Annotated in this window: 22 protein-coding genes and 1 tRNA gene; 4 read left to right on the top strand and 19 right to left on the bottom strand. The window is 57.7% G+C overall.

Annotated features, from left to right (window positions below):
* Positions 1-5 precede the first annotated feature (5 nt).
* The 12 genes from rlmN to trmJ form a co-directional block, all read right to left on the bottom strand.
* Positions 6-1,154: a 23S rRNA (adenine(2503)-C(2))-methyltransferase RlmN gene (rlmN, locus tag AB7M22_RS01600; RefSeq protein ID WP_367372830.1), complete on the bottom strand. Its 1,149-nt coding sequence runs from the start codon at positions 1,152-1,154 to the stop codon at positions 6-8.
* 28 nt (positions 1,155-1,182) lie between these two features.
* Entirely contained in the window at positions 1,183-1,608 is a 426-nt protein-coding gene (gene ndk, locus AB7M22_RS01595; protein WP_007903599.1) for a nucleoside-diphosphate kinase, read from the bottom strand.
* Between the two features lie 92 nt (positions 1,609-1,700).
* A complete protein-coding gene (gene iscX, locus AB7M22_RS01590; protein ID WP_007903597.1) occupies positions 1,701-1,901 on the bottom strand; it encodes a Fe-S cluster assembly protein IscX in 201 nt (66 codons plus the stop codon).
* A gap of 14 nt (positions 1,902-1,915) precedes the next feature.
* On the bottom strand, positions 1,916-2,257 hold the full coding sequence (gene fdx, locus AB7M22_RS01585; RefSeq protein ID WP_008014719.1) for an ISC system 2Fe-2S type ferredoxin: 342 nt from the start codon (positions 2,255-2,257) through the stop codon (positions 1,916-1,918).
* On the bottom strand, positions 2,257-4,122 hold the full coding sequence (hscA, locus tag AB7M22_RS01580; protein ID WP_454185010.1) for a Fe-S protein assembly chaperone HscA: 1,866 nt from the start codon (positions 4,120-4,122) through the stop codon (positions 2,257-2,259). Before hscA ends, fdx begins: the two co-directional genes overlap by 1 nt.
* Positions 4,123-4,173: 51 nt before the next feature.
* Positions 4,174-4,695, bottom strand: coding sequence for a co-chaperone HscB (gene hscB / locus AB7M22_RS01575; RefSeq protein ID WP_007903590.1), 522 nt, complete (start codon positions 4,693-4,695; stop codon positions 4,174-4,176).
* Between the two features lie 8 nt (positions 4,696-4,703).
* A complete protein-coding gene (gene iscA, locus AB7M22_RS01570) occupies positions 4,704-5,027 on the bottom strand; it encodes an iron-sulfur cluster assembly protein IscA (protein WP_007903589.1) in 324 nt (107 codons plus the stop codon).
* 34 nt (positions 5,028-5,061) lie between these two features.
* Complete coding sequence (gene iscU / locus AB7M22_RS01565) at positions 5,062-5,448, bottom strand: Fe-S cluster assembly scaffold IscU (RefSeq protein WP_003443374.1); 387 nt, start codon at positions 5,446-5,448, stop codon at positions 5,062-5,064.
* 85 nt (positions 5,449-5,533) lie between these two features.
* Positions 5,534-6,748, bottom strand: a complete 1,215-nt coding sequence (locus tag AB7M22_RS01560; RefSeq protein ID WP_007903584.1) for an IscS subfamily cysteine desulfurase — start codon at positions 6,746-6,748, stop codon at positions 5,534-5,536.
* A 50-nt stretch (positions 6,749-6,798) separates the two neighbouring features.
* Positions 6,799-7,290, bottom strand: a complete 492-nt coding sequence (gene iscR / locus AB7M22_RS01555; protein WP_007903581.1) for a Fe-S cluster assembly transcriptional regulator IscR — start codon at positions 7,288-7,290, stop codon at positions 6,799-6,801.
* A 264-nt stretch (positions 7,291-7,554) separates the two neighbouring features.
* Positions 7,555-8,331, bottom strand: a complete 777-nt coding sequence (gene cysE, locus AB7M22_RS01550; RefSeq protein ID WP_454185009.1) for a serine O-acetyltransferase — start codon at positions 8,329-8,331, stop codon at positions 7,555-7,557.
* A 2-nt stretch (positions 8,332-8,333) separates the two neighbouring features.
* A complete protein-coding gene (gene trmJ, locus AB7M22_RS01545) occupies positions 8,334-9,104 on the bottom strand; it encodes a tRNA (cytosine(32)/uridine(32)-2'-O)-methyltransferase TrmJ (protein WP_007903572.1) in 771 nt (256 codons plus the stop codon).
* Positions 9,105-9,250: 146 nt separating this feature from the next.
* Between trmJ and suhB the strand changes: the two genes are divergently transcribed.
* Entirely contained in the window at positions 9,251-10,069 is an 819-nt protein-coding gene (gene suhB / locus AB7M22_RS01540; protein WP_007903571.1) for a type III secretion system regulator SuhB, read from the top strand.
* Positions 10,070-10,325: 256 nt separating this feature from the next.
* Here suhB and AB7M22_RS01535 read toward each other — a convergent pair whose 3' ends face one another.
* From AB7M22_RS01535 to queA, 6 genes are all read right to left on the bottom strand, one after another.
* Entirely contained in the window at positions 10,326-10,874 is a 549-nt protein-coding gene (locus AB7M22_RS01535; RefSeq protein ID WP_454185008.1) for a glycine zipper 2TM domain-containing protein, read from the bottom strand.
* A gap of 119 nt (positions 10,875-10,993) precedes the next feature.
* The gene (gene secF, locus AB7M22_RS01530; RefSeq protein ID WP_454185007.1) at positions 10,994-11,908 is read right to left on the bottom strand and encodes a protein translocase subunit SecF; all 915 of its coding nucleotides are present in this window, start codon (positions 11,906-11,908) and stop codon (positions 10,994-10,996) included.
* A 9-nt stretch (positions 11,909-11,917) separates the two neighbouring features.
* On the bottom strand, positions 11,918-13,786 hold the full coding sequence (gene secD, locus AB7M22_RS01525) for a protein translocase subunit SecD (protein ID WP_008014003.1): 1,869 nt from the start codon (positions 13,784-13,786) through the stop codon (positions 11,918-11,920).
* Between the two features lie 63 nt (positions 13,787-13,849).
* Complete coding sequence (gene yajC / locus AB7M22_RS01520) at positions 13,850-14,185, bottom strand: preprotein translocase subunit YajC (RefSeq protein ID WP_008014002.1); 336 nt, start codon at positions 14,183-14,185, stop codon at positions 13,850-13,852.
* A gap of 43 nt (positions 14,186-14,228) precedes the next feature.
* Positions 14,229-15,344, bottom strand: a complete 1,116-nt coding sequence (gene tgt / locus AB7M22_RS01515) for a tRNA guanosine(34) transglycosylase Tgt (protein ID WP_454188745.1) — start codon at positions 15,342-15,344, stop codon at positions 14,229-14,231.
* 14 nt (positions 15,345-15,358) lie between these two features.
* A complete protein-coding gene (gene queA, locus AB7M22_RS01510; protein ID WP_048393697.1) occupies positions 15,359-16,408 on the bottom strand; it encodes a tRNA preQ1(34) S-adenosylmethionine ribosyltransferase-isomerase QueA in 1,050 nt (349 codons plus the stop codon).
* Between the two features lie 107 nt (positions 16,409-16,515).
* Between queA and AB7M22_RS01505 the strand changes: the two genes are divergently transcribed.
* The 3 genes from AB7M22_RS01505 (at position 16,516) to AB7M22_RS01495 (ending at position 17,740) form a co-directional block, all read left to right on the top strand.
* A tRNA-Leu gene (locus AB7M22_RS01505) sits at positions 16,516-16,600 on the top strand.
* A 162-nt stretch (positions 16,601-16,762) separates the two neighbouring features.
* Complete coding sequence (locus AB7M22_RS01500; RefSeq protein ID WP_454185006.1) at positions 16,763-17,092, top strand: hypothetical protein; 330 nt, start codon at positions 16,763-16,765, stop codon at positions 17,090-17,092.
* Between the two features lie 147 nt (positions 17,093-17,239).
* Positions 17,240-17,740, top strand: a complete 501-nt coding sequence (locus tag AB7M22_RS01495) for a DUF3916 domain-containing protein (RefSeq protein WP_454185005.1) — start codon at positions 17,240-17,242, stop codon at positions 17,738-17,740.
* A 164-nt stretch (positions 17,741-17,904) separates the two neighbouring features.
* On the opposite strand, the gene AB7M22_RS01490 is transcribed toward AB7M22_RS01495, so the two are convergent.
* Positions 17,905-18,654: a tetratricopeptide repeat protein gene (locus tag AB7M22_RS01490; protein WP_454185004.1), complete on the bottom strand. Its 750-nt coding sequence runs from the start codon at positions 18,652-18,654 to the stop codon at positions 17,905-17,907.

Below are 18,654 nucleotides of genomic sequence, written 5' to 3'. Positions count from 1 at the left end.
CTCTCTTAATTATTGTTCGCAGCGTTTGTGGCGATATCGTTTTCGGCGCTCAACTCGCGCACGGCGATATAACGCTCGCTGCGACGGGTGCGATCCAGCACCTGCCCTACCAATTGGCCACACGCTGCATCGATGTCTTCACCGCGGGTAGTGCGTACGGTGACATTGAAGCCTGCATGGTGAAGCTGATCCTGAAACCGGCGAATCGCGTTGTTGCTTGGGCGCTCGTAACCGGAATGCGGGAACGGGTTGAACGGAATCAGGTTGATCTTGCACGGGATGTTCTTGAGCAGCTCGATCATCTCAACGGCGTGTTCAACCTTGTCGTTGATGTCCTTGAGCAAGGTGTACTCGATGGTCAGCACGCGCTTTTCGCCCAGGGACGACATGTAGCGCTGGCACGACTCGAGCAGCATCTTAAGCGGATACTTCTTGTTGATCGGCACCAATTGGTTACGCAATGCGTCATTCGGTGCGTGCAGCGACAACGCCAGGGACACGTCGATGTGCTTGGACAGCTCATCGATCATCGGCACCACGCCCGAAGTGGACAGGGTCACGCGGCGCTTGGAGATCCCGTAGCCCAGGTCATCCATCATCAGATGCATGGCGGCCACGACGTTGTCGAAGTTCAGCAGCGGCTCCCCCATGCCCATCATCACCACGTTGGTGATGGCACGGTCGGCGGTCGCCGGGATGCTGCCGAACGATTTATTGGCAATCCACACCTGACCGATCACTTCGGCGGCGGTGAGGTTGCTGTTGAAACCTTGCTTGCCGGTGGAGCAGAAACTGCAATCCAGGGCACAGCCTGCCTGGGACGAAACGCACAGAGTGCCGCGTTTACCCTGGGGAATGTACACGGTCTCGACGCAGCTACCGGACGCCACGCGCACCACCCACTTACGGGTGCCATCGGTGGAGATATCCTCGCTGACCACTTCGGGGCCGCGGACTTCAGCAATGACCTTGAGCTTGTCGCGCAAGGCCTTGCTGACGTTCGTCATGGCGTCAAAATCATCAACGCCAAGGTGGTGAATCCATTTCATTACCTGACCGGCACGGAAACGCTTCTCCCCGATTGAGTCGAAGAATTTTTCCATTTCCTGTTGAGTCAGACCCAGCAGGTTGGTTTTTACAGTCGATGTAGTCATGGATTCACCTTCACTCTTAAGCCAATGCTTAGCGAGTGGTTACTTCAGTAGCTGCGAAGAAGTACGAGATTTCGCGAGCAGCAGCGGCTTCGGAGTCCGAACCGTGTACAGCGTTGGCGTCGATGGAATCAGCGAAGTCAGCGCGGATGGTACCGGCAGCAGCTTCTTTAGGGTTGGTAGCGCCCATCAGCTCACGGTTCAGAGCGATAGCGTTTTCGCCTTCCAGAACCTGAACGACAACCGGACCGGAGATCATGAAAGCAACCAGGTCGTTGAAGAAACCACGAGCGCTGTGCTCAGCGTAGAAGCCTTCAGCTTCAGCTTTGGACAGTTGCTTCAGTTTCGAAGCTACAACGCGCAGGCCAGCTTTTTCGAAACGAGTGGTGATCTCGCCGATAACGTTTTTTGCAACAGCGTCAGGCTTGATGATGGAGAAAGTACGTTGAACAGCCATGGTGTAACTCCAGAAACGGTAATTTGCGAAAAATTAAACCCGCGAATTATACGCGGGTTCTTTGGTATTGCCTAACTGCGTACGGTGCAGAATCAGTCTGCTTCTTCGATCCAGGCAGCCTGAATGGCTTCAAGCACCTTCTCGCCACCGCGGGTCGGATCATCACTGAACTCCGGCAATGCCAGCACCCATTGGTGCAGATCGACGAAGTTCACATAACGCGGATCCACTTCCGGCCTGGATTCAGCCAGTTGGATCGCGATTTCAAGCACATCAACCCATTTCAGACTCATGTCGGTTCCTTGAATCAGTGCGGCGCTTCGGCTGCATGGTTGAGCGAGTATTTCGGAATCTCGACGGTCAGGTCTTCTGTACCGACGATCGCCTGACAGCCTAGACGCGATTGCGCTTCCAGACCCCAGGCCCGATCAAGAAAGTCTTCTTCCAGCTCATCGGCCTCTTCCAGCGAATCAAAACCTTCGCGGATGATGCAATGGCAAGTGGTGCAAGCGCAGACGCCGCCACAGGCGCTTTCCATCTCGATATGGTGTTCATGGGCCAGTTCGAGAATGGATATACCGGGCTCAGCCTCTACGACCATGCCTTCCGGGCAGAACTTCTCGTGTGGCAGAAAAATGACCTGCGGCATCAGTTATCCTCGATTTCATTCAGGTTGCGCCCCGCCAGAGCGGCTTTCACCGTCGAGTCCAGGCGGCGGGCAGCAAAGGCATCGGTCACTTGCGACAGACGCTTGGTCTGCTGCTCGATAGCGTAACCATCGGTACCTTTCATCAATTCGGTCAGTTCCTGCATCTGCAAGTCGATGACCATGCGCTCTTCGGCGTCGAGCAGGCGTTCGCCGTCAACCTCCAGAGCGCCCTGCACCGCCTCGATCAGGCGCTGGGCATCAACCTGCTGTTCACGCAACACCCGGGCGACCTTGTCGTCGTTGGCGTGCTGGAACGAATCCTTGAGCATTTTGGCGATTTCGCCGTCGGTCAGGCCGTAGGACGGCTTGACCTGGATGCTGGCTTCGACGCCCGAACCCAATTCGCGGGCCGAGACACTGAGCAGACCGTCGGCGTCGACCTGGAAGGTCACGCGAATTTTCGCAGCACCGGCCACCATCGCCGGAATACCGCGCAATTCGAAGCGTGCCAGGGAGCGGCAGTCGCTGATCAACTCACGCTCGCCCTGCAATACGTGGATCGCCATGGCCGACTGGCCATCTTTATACGTCGTGAAGTCCTGGGCCCGAGCGACGGGGATGGTGGTGTTGCGCGGAATCACCTTCTCCATCAGGCCACCCATGGTTTCCAGCCCCAGGGACAACGGAATCACGTCGAGCAACAGCAGTTCGCCGCCGTCACGTTTGTTGCCGGCCAGAGTATCGGCCTGGATCGCGGCACCGATGGCGACGACTTGATCCGGATCGATTTCGGTCAGCGGTTCGCGACCGAAGGCATGCGCAACGGCTTCGCGCACGCGAGGCACGCGCGTCGAGCCGCCGACCATGACCACAGCGTGAACGTCTTCCAGCTCGATGCCGGAATCACGCACCGCGCGGCGGCAGGCTTTCAGGCTGCGAGCAACCATCGGCTCGATCAACGTATTGAAGGCTTCACGGGTCAGCTCGGCCTTCCAGTCGCCATAAGCGACTTCGACGGACGAGCAATTGGTCAAAGCTTCTTTGGCTGCGCACGCGGTTTGCAGCAGATTACGTTGCGTACCCGGATCGAGGTCGGCCGACAGACCCGCGCTCTCGATGATCCAGCCCGCAATGGCGTGGTCAAAGTCATCGCCACCCAGGGCGCTGTCGCCGCCGGTAGCCAGCACTTCGAACACACCGCCAGTGAGGCGCAGAATCGAAATATCGAACGTACCGCCGCCCAGGTCATAAATCGCGACCAGGCCTTCGGCGTGCTGATCCAGACCGTAGGCCACCGCGGCGGCGGTTGGCTCATTGAGCAAACGCAGCACGTTCAGACCGGCCAGCTTGGCCGCATCCTTGGTGGCTTGACGCTGTGCATCATCGAAATAGGCTGGAACGGTGATCACCGCGCCAACCAGCTCGCCACCCAAGGTCGCTTCAGCGCGCTGACGCAGCACTTTAAGGATATCGGCGGAGACTTCGACCGGGCTTTTCGGGCCTTGCACCGTGTCGATGAACGGCATGTGCGATTCGCCGTCGACAAAACGGTACGGCAACTGATCGCCCAATTGCTTGACGTCGGACAGACCACGACCCATCAAGCGCTTGACCGACAGCACAGTGTTCAAAGGATCGGACGCGGCGGCCAGTTTGGCCGACTCGCCGACTTCGACGTGATCGGCGTGATAGCGCACGGCAGACGGCAGGATGACCTGCCCTTGCGCGTCGGCCAGAGGTTCGGAAAGACCACTGCGCAATGCAGCGACCAGCGAATTGGTAGTGCCCAAGTCGATCCCCACAGCCAGACGACGCTGGTGCGGTTGAGGACTTTGGCCGGGTTCGGCGATCTGCAGTAGGGCCATCGTTATCAGGACTTATCTGTATATCAGGCGTGCGACCGGAGCGGCACTGGGTTAATCGTCGAGGCGCTCTTCTAACTGGCGCACTTCGTAGGTGAGCTTGTCGAGGAACTGCATGCGCCGCATCAGGCGTTCGGCCTGTTCACGTTGCGCTGCATCGTCCCAACAGGCTGCGAAGCTTTCGTTCAGTTCATCCTGCGCGCTCTTCAAGCGACGCTTGAACACTGCGACACCCGCCAGGTCGGCGCTGTCTTGCAGGTCTTCGAGCTCTTCACGCAACTCCATCTGCTGCAGAAGAAACTCCGGATCATGCACCGTGACCTCCAGCGGTAGCTCACGACCGCCCATGGCGAGCAAATATCGCGCGCGCTTGGGGGGACTTTTGAGCGTCTGGTAGGCCTCGTTGAGGCTCGCGGATTGCTCGAGCGCCAGCCGCTGCTCACGCTCGGAAGCGTCAGCAAAGCGGTCCGGATGAACACCGCGCGCCAACTCACGGTAGCGCGTGGCCAACTGATCGAGATCCAGACGGAAGCTCGGTTTCAGCTCAAATAAAGCGAAATGACAAGGAGTACCCACGCGCAGCCTCAGATGTTGAAGCTTTCGCCGCAGCCACATTCACCGCGCACGTTGGGATTGTTGAACTTGAAGCCTTCGTTCAACCCTTCCTTGACGAAATCGAGTTCGGTGCCATCCAGGTAGGCCAGGCTTTTCGGGTCGATGATCACTTTCTCGCCGTGACTTTCGAACACCTGATCCTCTGCAACCACCTCGTCGACAAACTCCAGCACGTAGGCAAGGCCGGAACAGCCTGTGGTGCGAACACCCAGGCGAATCCCTTCACCTTTGCCGCGCCCGTTGAGGGAGCGTCGCACGTGTTGAGCAGCCGCTTCTGTCATGCTGATAGCCATCGGTGACTCCTTACTCGTCGCCAAATCTTGAAAGTCAGATCAAGCCTTTCTTCTGCTTGTAGTCGCGAACGGCCGCTTTGATAGCGTCTTCAGCAAGTACGGAGCAGTGAATTTTCACTGGCGGCAGAGCCAGTTCTTCGGCCAGCTGAGTGTTCTTGATGGTCTCTGCTTCATCCAGAGTCTTGCCTTTCATCCACTCGGTCGCCAGGGAGCTGGAGGCGATCGCCGAACCGCAACCGTAGGTCTTGAACTTGGCGTCTTCGATGATGCCTTGTTCGTTGACCTTGATCTGCAAGCGCATCACGTCGCCGCACGCCGGAGCGCCGACCATCCCGGTGCCGACATCAGGATCTTCCGCGTCCATCTTGCCGACGTTGCGCGGGTTCTCGTAGTGGTCGATGACCTTTTCGCTGTAAGCCATGATTCTTAATCCTCACTCATCAGGAGTCGCTCTTGAAGCCCTGCAAATCGTGGATTGGCAGGGCCTGGTTGCGGCGACTTGAATATCAGTGCGCCGCCCACTCGATTTTCGAAATGTCGACGCCATCTTTGTACATGTCCCACAGCGGCGAGAGAGTGCGCAGCTTGGTAACGGCCTCGCAGACTTTCTGCGCGGCGTAGTCGATTTCTTCTTCGGTGGTGAAACGGCCGAAGGTGAAGCGAATCGAGCTGTGCGCCAGTTCGTCGTTGCGGCCCAGGGCGCGCAGTACGTACGAAGGCTCAAGCGATGCCGAGGTGCAGGCCGAACCGGACGAAACCGCCAGATCCTTGAGCGCCATGATCAGCGACTCGCCTTCAACGTAGTTGAAGCTCAGGTTCAGGTTGTGCGGTACGCGGGCGGTCATGCTGCCATTGACGTACAGCTCTTCCAGGCCTTCGACCTGCTTGAAGAAACGGTCGCTCAGGGCTTTGATGCGCACGTTCTCGGCAGCCATGTCTTCCTTGGCCACGCGGAAAGCTTCGCCCATGCCGACGATCTGGTGGGTCGCCAGGGTGCCGGAACGCATGCCGCGCTCGTGACCGCCGCCGTGCATGGTCGCTTCGATGCGAACACGCGGCTTGCGGCTGACGTACAGCGCGCCGATGCCTTTAGGGCCATAGGTTTTGTGGGCAGAGAACGACATCATGTCGACCTTCAGCTTCGACAGGTCGATCTCGACCTTGCCGGTGGACTGAGCGGCGTCGACGTGGAACAGAATGCCCTTGGAGCGGCACAGTTCGCCGATGGCGGCGATGTCGTTGATGGTGCCGATTTCGTTGTTCACGTGCATGACCGAGACCAGGATGGTGTCGTCGCGCAGGGCCGCTTCGACCATCTCTGGAGTCACCAGACCATCATCGCGAGGGTCGAGGTAGGTGACTTCGAAACCTTCACGTTCCAGTTGGCGCATGGTGTCGAGGACAGCCTTGTGCTCAATCTTGGTGGTGATCAGGTGCTTGCCTTTGGTGGAGTAGAAATGCGCCGCACCCTTGATTGCCAGGTTGTCGGACTCGGTGGCACCGGAGGTCCAGACGATTTCACGCGGGTCGGCGTTAACCAGGTCAGCGACCTGACGACGAGCGTTCTCGACGGACTCTTCAGCTTTCCAGCCAAACACGTGGGAACGGGACGCCGGGTTACCGAAGTTTCCGTCGACCAGCAGGCATTCACTCATCTTTTGCGCGACACGTGGATCAACCGGGGTCGTCGCAGAGTAATCAAGGTAAATCGGCAATTTCATGGACTATCTCCTAAATCAGGCTGGCTGGCGTGCCGCTAGCTCTTTGGCTGTCATTCGACGGCGGACGCTTCAATCTTGTCCAGGCGTGGCGCCTTGCTGTTGCAACGACGCTGGTCCTGACGCTGGGCTACTTCTTGCACCTCACGGCGAGTTACAAGGTCAGCCAAGCTGATACCGCTCAGAAACTCGTGAATCTGCAGGCTCAGATCGCACCACAAGTGGTGGGTCAGACAGGTGTCGCCTTGATGGCAATCGCCCTGGCCCTGGCATTTGGTTGCATCGACCGATTCGTTGACCGCATCGATCACCTGGGCGACCTGGATGCCCTGCATGTCTCGGGACAGCTGGTAACCACCGCCTGGACCGCGAACACTGGACACCAGATTGCTGCGGCGCAATTTGGCAAAAAGCTGCTCGAGGTAGGACAGGGAAATGCCTTGGCGCTCGGAGATATCGGCCAGGGACACCGGCCCGTGCTGCGCGTGCAACGCCAGGTCAAGCATGGCGGTCACGGCGTATCGGCCTTTTGTAGTCAGTCGCATGGACAATTACCACGGAGTTCGGAATGGGGCGAGTATGCAATTCCCGAGTATTTAAGTCAACTATAAGACCTAGTACTTTAGTCAGGTTTACCCGCAAAAGAGCGCGCACATCATAGCAAAGGCTGGCGGTGCACAGCCAGCAGTACCGAGTTATCGTTCATCGCGGGCAAGCCCGCTCCCACAGGGATTTTCGGTGTTCACACAATCTGTGCTTCACCGGAGACCTTGTGTGAGCGGGCTTGCCCGCGATGAAGTTGACTCGGTTTAGCCGACCTGGCTCTGATCCTTGTCCTTCACACAGGCAAAGTCTTCTTCGCGCAGTTCGGGCAGATCTTTCGCACAGTAATTGCTACCCAGATCCTTCAGCGCCCCGCACATCCCTTCAAGTCGACCATCTACAGCCTGCAGATGATCGAGCAACTGGTTAATGGCTCGAGCTACCGGGTCCGGCATGTCTTCACCGACACCGTAGGCATCGAAACCGATCTTCTCGGCCATGGCCTTGCGCTTGGCGTCCTGCTCTTCATCGGACTTGACGATGATCCGCCCCGGAATCCCCACCACTGTCGCCCCGGGCGGAACCGCCTTGGTGACCACCGCGTTGGAACCCACCTTGGCCCCGGCACCCACCGTAAACGGGCCGAGCACCTTGGCGCCCGCCCCGACCACTACGCCATCTTCCAGAGTCGGGTGACGCTTGCCCTTGTTCCAGCTAGTGCCGCCAAGGGTCACGCCTTGATACAGGGTGACGTCGTTGCCGATCTCGGCGGTCTCACCGATAACGATGCCCATGCCGTGGTCAATAAAGAAGCGACGACCAACCTTGGCACCCGGATGAATCTCGATCCCGGTCAACCAGCGACCGAAGTTCGACACCAGACGCGCCAGCCATTTCCAGCCCATGCCCCACAACGCTGACGACAGGCGATGGATCCAGATGGCGTGCATGCCCGGGTAGCACGTCAGAACCTCAAAAGCATTACGCGCCGCCGGGTCACGATGGAAAACACTTTGGATATCTTCACGCAAACGCTCGAACATCATTAATCCTTCCGCTTTAGAAGCTCGCCACGGGCCGCTTTCTGGGTTTCCGTGAGGATGCCACGCAATATATTCATTTCCGCCCGGCTGACCGAGCTGCGTCCGTACAACCGGCGCAGACGCGCCATCAAGTGCCGTGGTTTTTCCGGGTCGAGGAATTCGATGGCCACCAGCGTTTGCTCCAGGTGTTCATAGAATCGCTCCAGCTCATCCATGGTCGCCAGCTCACCACTTTTGGTGGACGCCACTTCTTCCTTCTCGACCTTGCTCGGCTGACCTGCAGCCGCCAGCCAGGACATACGCACTTCATAGCTCAACACCTGCACCGCCGCCCCAAGGTTCAGCGAACTGAACTCAGGGTCTGATGGGATGTGCACGTGATAATGACATCGCTGCAGCTCTTCATTGGTCAGGCCGGAATCTTCACGGCCGAACACCAACGCGATCTCGGCGCCCTGCCCCGCCTCCTCTACCACCTTCACACCGCATTCGCGGGGATCGAGCAACGGCCAGGGAATGCGACGATCACGGGCGCTGGTACCGAGCACCAGATTGCAGCCGACCAAGGCATCTTCCAAAGTGGCGACGACTTGAGCATTTTCAAGGATGTCACCGGCGCCGGACGCACGCGCATCGGCCTCGTGGTGCGGGAACAACCGCGGTTCGACCAGCACCAGCCGCGACAGTCCCATGTTCTTCATGGCACGCGCAGCCCCGCCGATGTTTCCGGGGTGACTGGTATTGACCAGGACGACACGAATGTTTTGCAGCAAGGGAGGCGCTCTCGAACACTTTAATGGGGAGCAGAATCTTACAGCTCAACCTACCGTTAAGCTATGAAAGCGAACACTGACCTTCACCTGTAGAAACTTTCTGATAGAATGCCCGGCTTTCTTTAACAACCTTAGGTGACACATCCATGCAGCCCATGCTGAATATCGCGCTGCGCGCCGCCCGCAGCGCCAGTGAATTGATTTTCCGCTCCATCGAGCGCCTGGATACCATCAAGGTCGACGAAAAAGACGCCAAGGATTACGTATCCGAGGTGGATCGCGCCGCCGAACAGAAAATCATCGATGCACTGCGCAAGGCCTACCCTAATCACTCGATCATGGGTGAAGAAACCGGCATGCACGCCGGTAACGGCATCGAAGGCGAAGAGTACCTGTGGATCATCGATCCGCTGGACGGCACCACCAACTTCCTGCGCGGCATTCCTCACTTCGCTGTCAGCATTGCCTGCAAATACCGCGGCCGCCTGGAGCACGCTGTTGTTCTGGACCCGGTTCGCCAGGAAGAATTCACCGCCAGCCGTGGTCGCGGCGCTCAACTGAACGGTCGTCGTCTGCGCGTCAGCGGTCGCACCAGCCTGGACGGCGCCCTGCTGGGTACCGGCTTCCCGTTCCGTGACGACCAGATGGACAACCTCGACAACTACCTGGGCATGTTCCGCGCCCTCGTTGGCCAGACCGCCGGCATCCGCCGCGCTGGCTCGGCGAGCCTGGACCTGGCCTACGTGGCCGCCGGCCGTTTCGACGCATTCTGGGAGTCGGGTCTGTCCGAGTGGGACATGGCGGCAGGCGCCCTGCTGATCCAGGAAGCCGGCGGTCTGGTGAGCGACTTCACTGGCGGCCACGACTTCCTTGAGAAAGGTCACGTTGTTGCCGGTAACACCAAATGCTTCAAAGCAGTACTGACGGCCATCCAGCCGCACCTGCCGGCCTCGCTGAAACGCTAAGCGAGCAGCCACAAAAAAAAGCACCCCACGGGGTGCTTTTTTTATGCCTGAAATCCACCCTTCGGTCACCACATATCCCTGTGGGAGCGGGCTTGCCCGCGATGGCGTCATCATCTGCACCATTAATGGCAACTGACACTTCGCTATCGCGGGCAAGCCCACTCCCACAGGGTCTTGTGGTGATTTCGAACCAGTATTCCGGGCACAAAAAAAGCACCCCGCAGGGTGCTTCTTTTTGAATCTGAATTTCAGCTATTTACCGAGCCGGCTCGTTCTGGCCCAGGATCAGCTTACCTTCCTTGTCGACCGGAATCTGGTTGCCCGGATCACGATCCATCCGCACTTTGCCTTCCTTGCCATCCAGCGAATAACGAACGTCGTAACCTACGACCTTGTCGCTGATGTCATTCACGGTGTTACAGCGAGTCTGAGTCGTGGTGTAGGTATCACGCTCCTGCATGCCTTCCTGCACCTTGTTGCCCGCATAACCGCCGCCGACCGCACCGGCCACAGTGGCGATTTTCTTGCCTGTACCGCCGCCGATCTGGTTGCCCAACAGGCCACCGGCCAGCGCGCCGACCACCGTACCGGCGATCTGGTGTTGATCTTTTACCGGCGCTTGCCGGGTAACCGTAACGTCCTTGCACACTTCACGTGGAGTCTTGATTTGTGTCTTGACCGGTTCAACGGCCAGCACTTGCGCATACTCAGGGCCGCTTTTAACCAGCTTGTAGGTGGCAACAGCACCCCCGGCAGTGACACCGACAGCACCCAATACCGCACCAACCAGCAACGACTTGTTCACATGAACCTCCTGACCATCACAGGCGGGACAAACCCGCTTCTCCCAGCCTTGGAGCATAAAAAAAGGCGCGAGTTCAACACTCGCGCCTTCTCGGCCTATAGCTGGAAAAGCGATAACCGTTATGGACGGTCGTCGACTTCCGTCTCGGCCACTGCAGCAGGAATCAGGTCCTCGCTGCTCAGGTTCAGCCAGATCAGCACCACGTTCGCGATGTAGATCGACGAGTAAGTACCCGCCAGAACACCGATGAACAGGGCAATGGAGAAGCCGAACAGGTTGTCGCCACCGAAGAACAACAGGGCCGCGATCGCCAGCAAGGTGGAGATCGACGTCGCCATGGTCCGCAGCAGGGTTTGCGTGGTCGAGATGTTGATGTTCTCGATCAGGCTGGCCTTGCGCAGTACCCGGAAGTTCTCACGAACCCGGTCGAATACCACGATGGTGTCGTTGAGCGAGTAACCGATGATCGCCAGCACCGCCGCCAGTACCGTCAGGTCGAAGGTGATCTGGAAGAACGACAGGATACCGATGGTCACGATCACGTCGTGGATCAGCGAAACGATCGCACCCACCGCAAACTTCCACTGAAAGCGGAAAGCCAGGTAGATCAAAATGCCGCCCAGCGCCATCAGCATGCCGAGGCCGCCCTGGTCGCGCAGCTCTTCACCGACCTGAGGGCCGACGAATTCGACGCGCTTGACCACCGCAGGGTTGTCGCCACCGACCTTCTGCAAGGCCTCGGCCACCTGGTGACCCAGCTGCGGGTCTTCACCTGGCATACGCACCAGCAAATCGGTAGTCGCACCGAAGCTCTGAACGATCGCCTCGTGATAACCCGATGTAACCAGCTGCTCACGCACCTTGGTGACATCGGCCGGACGCTCGTAGGTCAGCTCGATGAGCGTACCGCCGGTGAAGTCCAGGCCCCAGTTCATGCCCTTGGTGGCGACACTGAACAATGCCAATGCCGTGAGGAACAATGTGACGCCGAACGCAAAGTTGCGAACGCCCATGAAGTTGATTGTACGTAACATGGCAGCCCCTTAAATCCACAACTTCTTGAAGTCACGACCGCCGAAGATCAGGTTGACCATCGCGCGGGTCACCATGATGGCCGTGAACATCGAGGTAAAGATCCCGAGGGACATGGTCACTGCGAAGCCTTTGACCGGGCCGGTGCCCATGGCAAAGAGAATCCCGCCGACCAACAAGGTTGTCAGGTTGGCGTCGAGAATCGCGGTGAATGCCCGGCCGAAGCCTTCGTTGATTGCCCGCTGCACGGTCATGCCAGCCGCGATCTCTTCACGTATCCGCGAGAAGATCAGTACGTTGGCGTCGACCGCCATACCCATGGTCAACACGATACCGGCGATACCCGGCAGGGTCAGCGTTGCACCCAGCAGCGACATCAAGGCCAGCAGCATCACCATGTTCACCGTCAGCGCGACGGTGGCGATGAGGCCGAAGAAGCGGTAGATGGCCATGATGAACAGCGAGACAAACAGCATGCCCCACAGCGATGCATCGATACCTTTGGTGATGTTGTCGGCACCCAGGCTTGGGCCGATGGTGCGCTCTTCAGCGAAGTACATCGGTGCCGCCAGACCACCGGCACGCAGCAGCAGCGCCAGTTCGGACGATTCGCCCTGGCCGTTCAGGCCAGTGATGCGGAACTGGGCACCCAGTGGCGACTGGATGGTCGCCAGGCTGATGATCTTCTTCTCTTCTTTAAACGTCTGAACCGGCACGTCTTTCTCGACGCCGTTGACCACTTGCTTGGTGTAAGTGGTAACAGGACGTTGCTCGATGAAGATCACCGCCATGCTGCGACCGACGTTGCTGCGAGTCGCACGACTCATCAGCTCGCCACCGTGGCCATCCAGACGGATGTTCACTTCTGGCGTGCCATGCTCGCCGAAGCCAGCCTTGGCGTCAGTCACCTGGTCACCGGTGATGATCAGGCCACGTTCGATCAGCGCCGCAGGACGATTGCCTTCACGGAACTCGAACGACTCGGAAGTGGCTTTCGAAGCGCCAGGCTCAGCTGCCAGACGGAACTCAAGGTTGGCCGTCTTGCCGAGGATACGCTTGGCTTCTGCGGTGTCTTGTACGCCCGGCAGCTCAACCACGATGCGGTTGGCGCCCTGGCGCTGAACGATAGGTTCGGCAACACCCAGCTCGTTGACGCGGTTACGTACCGTGGTCAAGTTCTGCTTGATGGAGTATTCGCGGATTTCCGCCAGCTTGGCCGGGGTCATCGCCAGACGCAGTACCGGTTGGCCATTGAGGTCGGCCGGAACAATGTCGAAATCGTTGAAGTTCTTGCGAATCAGCGCACGCGCCTCTTCACGGGCAGCTTCATCAGTGAAGCCCAGCTGAATGGCACCACCCAGTTGCGGCAGGCTGCGATAGCGCAGACGCTCTTTGCGCAACAGGCTCTTGACGTCGCCTTCGTAGACTTTCAGGCGTGCGTCGAGGGCTTTGTCCATGTCCACTTCCAGCAGGAAGTGCACACCACCGGACAAGTCCAGACCCAGCTTCATCGGGTGCGCGCCAAAACTGCGCAGCCATTGCGGGGTGGTTTGTGCCAGGTTCAGTGCAACGACGTAGTCATCACCCAATGCCTTGCGCACGACGTCTTTGGCTGGCAGCTGATCTTCAGCCTTGGTCAGACGGATCAGACCGCCCTTGCCGCCCGCAGCCAGGGTGGCCGCCTTGACGTTGATCCCGGATTCCTTGAGCGCGGTGCTCACACGATCCAGATCAGCCTGAGTAACCTGCAGCGCAGTGCTTGCACCGCTGACCTGAATGGCCGGGTCATCAGGGTATAGATTGGGAGCGGAATAAATCAGACCGATCGCCAGCACCGCCAGGATCAGAATGTATTTCCACAGAGGGTATTTGTTCAGCATCACGCCGCCCGCTTATGACGCGGGGCGCCTTGCGCGCCCCGTCGATTGAGTAGAAGTTGAAACTTAGATCGCTTTGAGCGTGCCTTTTGGCAGCGTGGCGGCGATGGCGCCTTTCTGGAACTTCATTTCGACGGTGTCGGAAACTTCCAGAACCACGAAGTCATCGGACACTTTGGTGATCTTGCCGGCGATACCACCGGTGGTCACAACTTCGTCACCTTTTTGCAGGCTGCCCAGCAGGTTTTTCTGCTCTTTGGCGCGCTTGGCCTGTGGACGCCAGATCATCAGGTAGAAGATGACCAGGAAACCGACCAGGAAAATCCACTCAAAGCCGCCGCCCATTGGGCCTGCCGCAGGTGCAGCAGCATCAGCCATGGCATTAGAGATAAAAAAGCTCATTTAGCACTCCAGTTGCAAATGTTGAATCTTGGGGTCAGAAAACTCAGTCCAAAGGCGGAACAGGTAACCCGCGTTTGGCGTAGAAGGCATCGACAAAGGCGGCCAATGTACCCTGTTGAATAGCCTCGCGCAAACCAGCCATAAGCACCTGGTAATGGCGCAAATTGTGGATGGTATTCAACATGCTACCCAGCATTTCGCCGCACTTGTCCAGATGGTGCAGATAAGCACGGGAGAAGTTCTGGCAGGTATAGCAATCGCAGGTCGGATCCAGCGGCGAATCATCATGGCGATGGAACGCGTTACGGATCTTCAGCACGCCTGTATCAATGAACAGATGCCCATTGCGGGCATTACGGGTTGGCATCACGCAATCGAACATGTCCACACCGCGGCGCACACCCTCAACCAGATCTTCCGGTTTGCCAACGCCCATAAGGTAACGAGGTTTGTCAGCCGGCATCTGGCCCGGCAGGTAATCCAGCACCTTGATCATCTCGTGCTTGGGCTCGCCCACCGACAGACCGCCAATGGCCAGGCCATCGAAGCCGATCTTGTCGAGGCCTTCCAGGGAGCGCATGCGCAAATCCTGGTGCATACCGCCCTGAACGATGCCGAACAGCGCCGCCGTGTTATCGCCATGGGCGTTTTTCGAACGCTGGGCCCAGCGCAACGACAGCTCCATCGAGACGCGAGCGACATCTTCATCGGCCGGGTACGGGGTGCATTCGTCGAAAATCATCACGATGTCCGAGCCCAGATCGCGCTGGACCTGCATCGACTCTTCCGGCCCCATGAACACTTTGGCGCCGTCGACCGGAGAGGCGAAGGTCACGCCCTCCTCCTTGATCTTGCGCATCGCGCCCAGGCTGAACACCTGAAAACCGCCGGAATCTGTAAGAATCGGGCCTTTCCACTGCATGAAATCGTGCAGGTCGCCGTGCTCCTTGATCACTTCGGTGCCAGGACGCAGCCACAAGTGGAAGGTGTTACCCAGAATGATTTCCGCGCCAGTGGCGGTGATATCCCGCGGCAGCATGCCCTTGACCGTGCCGTAGGTGCCCACCGGCATGAAGGCCGGGGTCTCGACGGTACCGCGCGGGAAGGTCAAACGACCGCGACGAGCCTTGCCGTCGGTGGCAAGGAGCTCAAAAGACATGCGACTGGTGCGACTCATTCTGTTTCCTCAGGGCCACGTGGTGCGGGATTACGGGTGATAAACATCGCATCACCGTAGCTGAAAAAGCGGTATTCGTTGTCGACGGCGGCTTTATAGGCGGCCATGGTCTCGGGATAACCGGCGAACGCCGAAACCAGCATCAACAGCGTGGATTCGGGCAAATGGAAGTTGGTGACCAGGGCATCGACCACATGAAACGGCCGGCCCGGGTAGATAAAGATGTCGGTGTCGCCACTGAACGGCTTGAGCACGCCATCGCGCGCGGCACTTTCCAGAGAACGTACGCTGGTAGTCCCCACGGCCACCACGCGACCACCGCGAGCGCGGCAGGCTTCGACGGCATCGACCACGTCCTGACCGACCTCCAGCCACTCGCTGTGCATGTGGTGATCTTCGATCTTCTCCACACGCACCGGCTGAAAGGTGCCGGCGCCGACGTGCAAGGTCACGAACGCAGTCTCGATGCCCTTGGCGGCAATCGCCTCCATCAGCGGCTGATCAAAATGCAGCCCCGCCGTCGGCGCCGCCACCGCGCCCAAACGCTCGGCGTACACCGTCTGATAACGCTCGCGGTCCGAGCCTTCATCCGGGCGGTCTATATAAGGAGGCAACGGCATGTGCCCGACGCGGTCGAGCAGCGGCAACACCTCTTCGGCAAACCCCAGCTCGAACAACGCATCGTGACGCGCCAGCATCTCGGCTTCGCCACCACCGTCGATCAGGATCTTCGAACCCGGCTTGGGCGACTTGCTGGAACGCACATGCGCCAGCACGCGATGACTGTCGAGCACCCGCTCCACCAGGATTTCCAGCTTGCCGCCAGAAGCCTTCTGGCCAAACAGCCGCGCCGGAATCACCCGGGTATTGTTGAACACCATCAAATCGCCCGGGCGCAAATGCTCGAGCAAATCAGTGAATTGACGGTGTGCCAGGGCGCCGCTGACCCCGTCCAGGGTCAACAGGCGACTACCGCGACGCTCAGCCAAAGGATGGCGAGCAATCAGCGAATCAGGGAGCTCAAAAGTAAAGTCAGCAACGCGCATGATGGGGTTCGTCTAGCAGGGCCGGGAAGTCTAGCGGAAATATCAAAAATTCTCCATGTACCTGATTGACCAACGGTTATCTCATCTCTATACTTCGCCGCCATTGAGCCCTGATGGCGGAATTGGTAGACGCGGCGGATTCAAAATCCGTTTTCGAAAGGAGTGGGAGTTCGAGTCTCCCTCGGGGCACCAAAATTAAGAAAGGTCTTGCTTAGCAAGGCCTTTTTTTTCGCCTGTAGAAAAGTGATCTCGCCCCGCCGCCCCGTAGGAGTTGCCGAAGGCTGCGATCTTTTGATCTTGTCTTTTCGGCGCTACAGCCCCAAACCGCTCGCTAACGAATCAAGGATTCACACAATGGAATTGCCACTGGAAACCGTTGCCCTTTTCGCCTTCAAGCTGGCTTATGAGACGGAAGGTGAAAGTCCCATTTTGCGGGATGATCCGATCATGAGTGATTATGAGAGGGAGGTATTCGGCTTGCTGGTGCGTCGGGGGGATGTCGAGGCTATCCAGTTTAGAGTGGCGCACTGCGTGGATTTGGCGATGGATGCTTTAGGTGGTGTTGATACGCCGTTGGGGCGTGAGCTGCACAGATTGTCAGCTGATTTCAGCAGTGCGCGGACAATGGAGCAGCTTAATGCGCCGCTCATCGCACTTAAGGATTACTTGAAAGACATTCAGTGAATGATCGGGTGAGGCAAAGTTTAGTAACCCTTTACACCGACTAGTGCTGGCTAGGGTCTTGGCTAATATGGAAATCTATCTGCCCACTTTTCAATTGCGTCAGCAGACAGCAACGAAAGACCTTTTCGAAATCACAAGGACGTATCAATGAGGCAAATCGCCCTCAACAACAAACCACTCAGAGGCATTCCCCGCCGCCTTCGCGCTCTGGAAAGCTGGGCCTCCAGTTTTCGCGATGAGTTTCACCCGCGATCCGCGCACATGGAGTGCTACACACATTGGAAGATCCCGGTGCACGCGGCCCTGGTCCAAGGCCCTCAAGCCAGGATCGAAGTTCAGGCCTTCTGCATTCAGCAACTGCTCGAAGCCGCTAGCCACCTGTCCAACGCTGCCAACCACTCACAGGGTTACTACCGGGTCGCTTGTCTGCTGGTGTGGCCATGGGTTCATCAGAGCGAAGTCACCCTCTTCTATGACCGGGACTATTATCTGGGTTTTCTCGGTGAAACCAACGCGCTTAAACCAGAGCGGATCAGTGATATTCTTGCCCTGCACACTCCAGCGCATTTCATCGAGCACGGGCATGACGTAACTCAACCTGACGATGAGGTCGCAGTACAGTGGTGGTGTATTGGGGAACCGGCCTGACGTGGAGAAAAGGGAGGACAAATTTTTTCTCTACACTAGAACTGACAGCAGGAAAAAATAAATCAAAAAATAAATCCGGCCCCTGTTTGTGTGATGAACAAACGCCATACCAACTACGTTGGATTTCGACTGTTTGCCAAACTTCGCGAACTGCCCGAAAGCTGCTAGAGCTCAACCCTGTTATAAACGCCTTCAGCTCCCACATTATGACCAAAGCCGCACCACTCACCTGCCGTGCGCTTTACAGTGAGCAGATCTTCTTTAATGTCGAAGTCGTATACGCAGTCGCCTTCGTCATCTCCGCTCATGACGTATTGAGCCTTGCCATTATCAACCTCTAACACCGTTGAAAACTCACCTATATTGGGACCGTAGTACATCGCCATCAGGCCAGCGTAATAACCCTGAAAATCAACTTTGTATTTCTGACCCTGCGGCTTGATAGTCATGGTGCTCCATAACGAAGCCCCGGCATATTGCCAATATTGCCCTTCTGACTTAGCAGACAGTTTCTCTACTGAGTTTTTTATATCGCCACTGAATTTTTCAAGGTTGAAAATCGACTTTTTGTCGTTTGGAAGAATATTCAGCCATGCCCGGGCCTTAAGGTAATTGCCTTCGTGTACATAGGTGAGAGCGACGTTATTGTAGGCCATCGCAACTGCCTCTTCACCCAGCTGACAACTCTCCGACCAGCCGACCTGTCGCTCGTATTGCTCCCGAGCCTTGGCGTATTGCTTAAGCTTGTAATACTTCCCGCCCTCGGCGGAGTATTCACTAATTTTAAGGCAGTTAGCCGTCGCCTCTTCCTCAGTAATGTCCGCATGAGCAAAAAGCGGGGTAATAAAAAGCAGTATGATCGCGTCAATTTTTATAAAGCGGCGCGCTGAAGGATAGAAGTGCTGAATGTCCAT

The sequence above is a fragment of the Pseudomonas sp. ADAK2 TE3594 genome (assembly GCF_053628675.1).
The sequence above is the reverse complement of the archived record's forward strand: the minus strand, read 5'-3'. Positions and strand labels throughout refer to the sequence as shown.